Source organism: Bacillus sp. EKM501B (assembly GCF_011800505.1).
GTDB classification, from domain to species: Bacteria; Bacillota; Bacilli; order Bacillales; family Bacillaceae_G; genus Bacillus_A; species Bacillus_A cereus.
Genome location: NZ_JAALFZ010000010.1, coordinates 147085 through 154761, shown reverse-complemented (window position 1 = coordinate 154761; position 7677 = coordinate 147085). Strand labels below are relative to the sequence as shown.

Sequence of the window (7677 nt, the reverse complement as noted above, 5' to 3'; positions counted from 1 at the left end):
GTGTTTCCATTTAGAACATCTCCTTTTTGGTTATTTATTTTTCTTCTAGAAAATCTAATTTGACCAAAAGTGCTCATTCCCTTAGTGCTTTTAACCAAAGTAACTTCTGAAAGGATATTAGCTTGCAGTACTAGCCCCGGTTGCCGCAGTAACTAGATTTAATAATTCCACAGAACATGCTGCACATACTAAACAACTCCAACAAGTCCAATCCCTTGGTTGTACTACTGGTGTTTCCATTTGACCTACCTCCTTTTCTGTATTGTGTGGTGCGACTAAAGTATAACTCCCTATGTTTTCTAAAAACAATCAAAAAATTTTTAACATTTTGTGTGTGTTTCTTTAACATTTTGTGACATATATTTACAAAACTTTCTTTTTGATTTATTTAAAATAACAAATATCTTTGTTAACCGATACTAAAAATTTTATTTCTGAAAAGTTATTTAAGTTAACTTTCAAGTGATTTAATCGCAGTATATCTTGTTAATCCGCTTTTTATAATTTATAATATTAACTGTGTATGGTGTGTATGGTGTGCATGACATACCATAACACTTATCGATAGAGAGGTTGTTTAATGAAAATAGTCTTAAGTAATGTATCAAGTCTGCCTTTATATCAACAGATAAAGGAGCAAATTAAAGAATCCATATTTAACAATGAATTAAAAGAGGGGGAACAATTACCATCAATCCGCTCACTTGCTAACGACTTGCATGTAAGTGTACTTACTACAAAAAGAGTTTATGCAGAATTAGAAACAGAAGGCTTTATTATTACAAAGGTTGGAAAAGGGACCTATGTAGCTCCTACAAATTTAGAGTTGTTAATGGAGTCAAAACGCCGGATGGTAGAAGTTAAACTTACTGAAGTTTGTCAAATGGCTCGTAGTATAGGTATTCATGCAGATGATCTCCATTCAATTTTAGATTTAATTTTAGAGGAGGAGAATGAAAAATGAATGTTGTGTTAGAAGTAAATAATTTAAATAAATCTTACGGAAATTTTTCGTTAAAAGATGTTACCTTTTCACTTAACACAGACTGTATAACAGGATTTATTGGTACAAATGGTTCTGGAAAGACCACTACAATTAAAGCGATTTTGGGTCTCATTTTAAAAGATTCTGGGCAAATTAATTTTCTAGGAAAAGATATGGATAAGCATGAAAGAAAGTCTAAAAACAAAATTGGTATCGTGCTAGACGAGGGCTATTTTTATGATGAATTAACAGTAAAGGAAATGAAAAATGTTATTGCACCATCCTACACTGAATGGGATGAACCAGTTTTCCAAAATTACATTAAAAATTTTAACTTAAATCTAGAACAAAAAATCTCTACTCTATCCAAAGGAATGCGAATGAAATTTGCAGTTGCATTAGCCCTATCCCATCATGCAGATTTATTAATAATGGATGAACCAACAAGTGGCTTGGATCCATTAGTACGGAGTGAATTAATGGATATTCTCCTTGATTTCATGAAAGAGCCGGGGAAAAGCGTATTTTTTTCCACTCATATTACATCTGATTTAGATAAAATTGCTGATATGATTATTTTAATTGATGATGGAAAAGTTTTAGTGAATGATGAAAAAGATGTTTTAATAGAAACACATGCATTGGTAAAGGGCGACAACCGCTTAATTAATGAACAAACAAGACCTCTTTTTTTAAATTTACATCAAACTCACTATGGATTTGAAGGGATTACTAATAAAAAAGATGATGTACGTCGACTCATGCCTGATGTATTAATAGAAAGACCAACTATTGAGGAGATTATGCTTTCATATATTGGGGGGAACATCCATGTTAATTAACCTAGTGATGAAAGACTTTTTGTTAGTCAAAAAATATTTTCTAATCTTACTCGTTTTTGCTGCTATAGCTCCTATTTATCTTTCTTCACAATTACAATTAAACGATGGCGGTCTTGTTAGCTTTCTTTTAACCGTTATTTTGATGGAATATATTTTGTTTGGAACGGTATCAAAATTTGAGGATCAGTACAAGGGAGCGGCTTTACTTTGTGCTACCCCATACACACGAAGCGCATTTGTAAAAGCGAAGTACCTTTTTCTTTTTGTAATTTTTATTTGTGCAGCTATTATCCGTATAATTATTTCAGTTGTCGCACCGTCGGGTATAGAAAGCCTGAGCGCTAGCGCTCTTGGAATAACGTTTTTAACTCTAAGTATTTTATTTGGTGTACTACTTCCTGTTCAATTTAAATTTGGTTATGACAAAACAAAAATCATATCACTTTTAACTGCTTTTTTAATACCTTTTGTTGCTCCTACTCTTATAAAAGGACTACAATCAAATAATATTGATTTCAAAAGTATTTTCCCATTCTCACCAACTGTCCTAACATGGATGCCTTGTTTCATATCAATTGTTATTGGTTTTATATCAATGATAATATCTCTGAAAGTATATGCCAAAAAAGATTTATAATTTAAATTTAAAATTATAGGAATGAGTAATTAAATACTTTATATATTTAATTACTCATTCCCTTTTATTTAATTCTCTTCTCTAATGAATCTATTCCTAAAATACATTATATCGATATCAAAGTGAATAAAGTTTTCAAATCACTAATTCTCTTAACATCTCTTTTCATTAACGATTTAGTAAACTAAGGATTATACATAATATATCAAGAGGGTGATTTTATGAAAAAAATAATTAAATTCCTTTTGTTAATTAACTTGATTTTCGGAACTTTCATACCTATTATTACAGTTCATGCTGAAGATAAATCACAGTATTACACGATACTGTTGAAGAATTATCAAAATCCCCAAAAACTAGCTAGTAAGTTTCAAAAATATGATATACAAATAGTCTATAGTGTACCAGAGATTGGTGTTATACAAGTGAAAGCTACCGAAAAAGCAATGAATCTTGTTCATTCGGATTCTAATATAGATTCATATAATAAGTCATTACAATCGTTTAATTCAAGAGAAGTAGCAACCAATGTCTCGTCCCCCCTACCCTTAAATGAAATATGGGAGAATCAATGGGATATGCAACAAGTAACCCATAATGGTGATAGCTATAGACTATATCCAGGAACTAAAAATGTAACCGTTGGTATCATTGATTCAGGCATTGATATAAATCATCCTGATTTAAAAGATAACATTTCACCTGGATCAAAAAATTTAGTGCCTAAAGGTGGGTTTAGAGAGCAAGAATCTCAAGAAACTGGTGAATTAAATCGTCTAATAGATCTAAGAGGGCATGGAACTTTTATTGCTGGACAGGTTGCAGCTAATGGTTTTATGAAAGGAGTTGCTCCTGGTATTGGAATTAAAATGTATAGAGTGTTTGGTAATGGAGCAGGTGAGGCTATTTGGGTTATTAAAGCCATAGTTGAAGCTGCAAAAGATAATGTTGATGTTATCAATTTAAGTTTAGGCGAATACCTCATCAATGGTATAGTATCTTCTTCAGACGGTGAATCTAGTGAGGAATTATCCGAAATTAAAGCTTATAAAAAAGCCATTAAATATGCTAAATCAAAGGGAAGTGTTATAGTTGCTGCGGCTGGTAATGATGCTCTTGATGTTACTAACAAGCAGGAAATGAATGATTTTTTCAGAAAAAAAAATGAAAATACTGGGGTAACATTTACTGGAGAAGTATTAGATGTTCCTGCTGAGTTTCCTAATATAGTAACAGTTTCATCTGTTGGCCCATCTAAATTACTCTCCTTATTTTCAAATTATGGTGAAAGTTTTATAGATATCGCTGCACCTGGAGGAGATAATAGATTATTTCAGCAATATGGTTTAGAAGAGTGGGTAAAAAATAAGTTAATGTTAAAAGAACTAATATTAACTACCGCCCCTGGTGGTGGTTATGCTCTCTCTGTAGGTGTTTCACTTGCCGCTCCAAAAGTATCCGGTGCTTTAGCATTAATTATTGATAAAAATAATTTTAAAAACAATCCGGATAAGGCCGTGAAATATCTTTATAAAAATGGTGTTAGAAATGATAACCATATTAATAAAAGTTTTTATGGTAATGGTTTGCTTGATGTCTATAAGGCGGTTTCCCAATAGTTCTAAAATGATATGAAATTGTACATAAATATATTTCAAACGCCTTCCATTCTGACATCCCTAAATAAAAAATTATTATTCAGAATATATTATTTTGCATAATTAGAATAAATAACCCTCGATTTAGGAATGCATTATCAATGGTTGTATCATTTTGTAGAGAATTTCATATGAAAATAAATTAAATAGATGTTGGAATTAATTGAAGAAAAAATCATATGAGGGTTTATACGAGGTAATAGGATTTAATTACAATCAATAAAAGCAGAACCTTGCGAGGATTCTGCTTTTATTGTACTTATCTCACATATACATATGCTTGAATAGCAGTGACATAGTACGTTTTGCCCTTACTACTGTGTAATTTGTATGAATAGATTAAATTCAACATATAGTAGATAAATGTCTAATTAATAATTTAATAACTACTTTTTCTCAATAATATCAATTGATACTTTATTATTATTTGTATAGATCTTTGCAAATTCAGTAGCATTACTAATAGGATTAATAGGCTTATTATCTATTAGAATATCACTAAACGTAGCTCTATATTGGGTATTTACTTTAATATTTTTCGTTTGACTATCATCTTTTACTGCAATTGTAGATAACGCTTTCCAATTGTTAACTTTACTAATATTAGTATTCTTGATTTCAGAAATTAATCTTCCTGTATAGCCTTTTCCGTTTGTTCCCCAGTAGGTTGCCCTAGTGTTGCCATTTAAGTTTTTATAAATCGTAAGTTGGACTTCAGTTCCTGGTTTAAAGCCATTCAAGTTCGTAAACTCATCTTTCCCCTCAATATAAATAGGGTATTTATCTTCACCTACTTTCATATAGGGTTTCCAAACATTATATGTTTCACTATACAAAAATCCAATATCTGATTCCACCGGACCAGAAAAACCAGAATAAATATAAAGTTCACCACCTTTCGCTTTAAGTGTTCCATTATTATTTTTGATTTCTGGTAATGTTACTTTTGTAGTTAAAACTGAGCCTGTACTATTTAAGATTGAACGGCCACCAATTCCTTTTTTAATCGGTTCCGCTTGAAGCTCCTTCACATATGAATGCGCTCTCATTTCATCGGCATTGGCTTGAGTTGTACCAATCCCTCCCAATCCACTAATTACCATCCCACTTACTAACGCAACACCCATTATTTTTCTGAATTTATCCATTATAATTCCTCCTCTTAATTTTATATATTACAATTCAAATATATCATACATTTTATTCCATAGGATTACATAACATTTTTATAAAATTAAAACTAATTATTAAGAAAATTCAATCTTTAATTGAGTTTTTTGTTCAATAAAAATGTTTTATTAACCAAATAGGACCGAATTCAAATAAACTTTTTTAGATAATAAAGTCCATTTCAATTGAAATGGACTTTGAAACATTATATAAGAAAGCTTCTGATCGATTTTTCATTACCAGAATTCGGAATCGCCTTTTAACTTATAATACTGCATGCCAACATGTAAAGTAGAACAAATTCATCATAGTTTTCCTTTATCAATAGTCCAAAAGGTAAGATATCTATTTTAATTTCAATGTATTTCCAATCTCTTATATATTTTATTTTTTCATTTCCATAAATCCAGCATATTTTAGTTCAAATTGATGTTCATTTGGCTTAGAAGATTCTAATTTAATGAACTGATATTCTAGTTGAACTACCCCCACTTCAAACAGTCCGTTAGGACGTTAAGTGGCGGGTAGTTCACTTACATAGAAATAAAAAAAGCCGCCCAACAGGACGGCTTATGTTTTATTTCAAATACTCGTACCACCAGTTTCTTTCGTCCATCCAAGCTGTAATCTTATCAAGCTCACCATTTGGTAACACTTCGGTTTGCAAGTATGCTAAACCAGTTAATGGATCAGAAATAACTTGCCCTTTAGTTCCACGCTCATTCATAGCATTTAGAGCTTCTTTAACCAATGAAATACCAAAACCACCAGATTTAACATATTGATAACCGCCATTAGCAACAGATTGTTTTGATTGTTTCTCTCCAGTAAACCAGTCTAGCGTTTTGTTACCTTGCAATAAATTAATATCCACTTTTCCAATACCATCAATATAACCATTATCGGTATATTGCCAAATGTCACAAGTATAGGATGGTTTCTTCTGTGGAATACCGTCATTTGTTCCGTATCTTGGTAACCAAATAAAATCAGCTTGTACACTTTGTAAATTATAGTCACCGTACATATGGTGTGCTACATAAAATCCTACTTTCCAACCTGCTGCTTTACATGTATCAATAAAAGCTTGTGATGCTTTAGCTAAATCACTAAGGTTACCTTTGCTTTTCATTGACTTTACTGTGTCATCTTCCACATCTAATACAAGGAATTTAGCATTAGGATTTACCCTTGCTAAGAAATCCTTAGCTTCCACAATTGCATCTGCTACTGATACGAAACATCCATAAGCATATGCAGCATGTGGAATACCGTATTGTTCTGATTTGGCTACATGCTCATTATACAAATGATCTACTAGATTTGAACCATATTGTACCCTAGCAATTACTAAATCTAATTGAGCTGCTGCTACATCCCAATTAATATTTCCATTCCATTTTGAAATATCTACAATGTGTCCCATTACTGAACATCTCCTTCAAATAGTTTTTATTTCATTTCTGTTACGTCTTTAGAAATAGCTCTAAAAGCTTTTGCCTATTCTTCAATAACTTCCTGGTTCTTTTGAATAACAGCTTGTTACTGCGCTTCACGCTGTTCATTCTTTTTTGTGTAATAAAAAGCATCCATACAAATAATGCTGCGCATGCTCCCTATTGAATACCTGAAATAAAATCTCGATAAACAAAAAGAGCAACTCAATTGAGACTGCTCCTTTTGCTATCATTATTTAAATTTGTCTTTATTTAAATTTTTTCTTTTCTAGATTCCGATCTTCTAATTTTCGCTTCAATTTCAGAAGATACACTTTCTAACAACCAAGTAGGAATCCATCTATCCCAGCCAATTCGTACACAATTGGCTGTAAAGCTATTAAAAATATGATAAATCAAACCACCCGTTACCATAAAATAGAAAAACTCTGGTAGTTTAAATGCAATATCAAATAAATGCGCTAAAGAAGGTAATAAAAAAAGCACCACAGTTCGCGCAATGCCCTCAATTCCATATTGTGATGAATACGTACCATCTAATTTTGAAGCCTTACTACCAGTTATCCAATCTAATACAACTACCCATACTAAAATGATAATCCAAATTAAATTAGATTTACCATATAAAAAATTAAATATAGTTCCCAATCCTCCACTAATTACAGAAGCAACTTTAAATTGGGTGGTATTAATAACATCCAGTACATTTAATGTTTTTACAAGCTCATGAATTCGTTCCAAACTTTCACCCCCCTTTTTACATTTCAAAGCAAAATAAAAAAGCCTGCTTTGGCACGCTATTGTTTTAAATGAGCATGTTCTCTAAGTATCATATTCCAAGCAAAAAAATACTTAGCTACACCATTTTCATAGACATTAAATTCCCTTCAGATATGAAAATAGCTTTTACTCTTCTAAAAATCTCTAA

General features: G+C 31.4%; 8 protein-coding genes and 1 pseudogene. 4 read left to right on the top strand and 5 right to left on the bottom strand.

The features are described from left to right. Positions 1–117: 117 nt before the first annotated feature. Positions 118–240, bottom strand: coding sequence for a subclass IId bacteriocin thuricin17 (gene tucA, locus HFD78_RS29835; RefSeq protein ID WP_000449799.1), 123 nt, complete (start codon positions 238–240; stop codon positions 118–120). A 340-nt stretch (positions 241–580) separates the two neighbouring features. On the opposite strand from tucA, the gene HFD78_RS18950 reads away from it, so the two are divergent. The 4 genes from HFD78_RS18950 to HFD78_RS18935 all read left to right on the top strand — a co-directional run bounded on the left by HFD78_RS18950 (position 581) and on the right by HFD78_RS18935 (position 4083). Further along, entirely contained in the window at positions 581–964 is a 384-nt protein-coding gene (locus HFD78_RS18950) for a GntR family transcriptional regulator (protein WP_000706800.1), read from the top strand. Further along, positions 961–1827, top strand: a complete 867-nt coding sequence (locus HFD78_RS18945) for an ABC transporter ATP-binding protein (RefSeq protein ID WP_001103610.1) — start codon at positions 961–963, stop codon at positions 1825–1827. The genes HFD78_RS18950 and HFD78_RS18945 overlap by 4 nt, the downstream gene beginning before the upstream one ends. Beyond that, complete coding sequence (locus tag HFD78_RS18940; protein WP_000906770.1) at positions 1817–2464, top strand: ABC-2 transporter permease; 648 nt, start codon at positions 1817–1819, stop codon at positions 2462–2464. The genes HFD78_RS18945 and HFD78_RS18940 overlap by 11 nt, the downstream gene beginning before the upstream one ends. 221 nt (positions 2465–2685) lie before the next feature. Then, positions 2686–4083, top strand: coding sequence for a S8 family peptidase (locus tag HFD78_RS18935; protein ID WP_000720282.1), 1398 nt, complete (start codon positions 2686–2688; stop codon positions 4081–4083). Between the two features lie 425 nt (positions 4084–4508). Here HFD78_RS18935 and HFD78_RS18930 read toward each other — a convergent pair whose 3' ends face one another. From HFD78_RS18930 to HFD78_RS18920, 4 genes and pseudogenes are all read right to left on the bottom strand, one after another. Then, on the bottom strand, positions 4509–5270 hold the full coding sequence (locus tag HFD78_RS18930; protein ID WP_191968101.1) for a YrpD family protein: 762 nt from the start codon (positions 5268–5270) through the stop codon (positions 4509–4511). 599 nt (positions 5271–5869) lie between these two features. Beyond that, positions 5870–6718, bottom strand: coding sequence for a GH25 family lysozyme (locus HFD78_RS18925; protein WP_000509864.1), 849 nt, complete (start codon positions 6716–6718; stop codon positions 5870–5872). 26 nt (positions 6719–6744) lie between these two features. Beyond that, positions 6745–6908: pseudogene (locus HFD78_RS29970) on the bottom strand (BhlA/UviB family holin-like peptide); the annotation flags it as partial. 93 nt (positions 6909–7001) lie between these two features. After that, the gene (locus HFD78_RS18920; RefSeq protein ID WP_000439593.1) at positions 7002–7490 is read right to left on the bottom strand and encodes a phage holin family protein; all 489 of its coding nucleotides are present in this window, start codon (positions 7488–7490) and stop codon (positions 7002–7004) included. Positions 7491–7677: the final 187 nt, after the last annotated feature.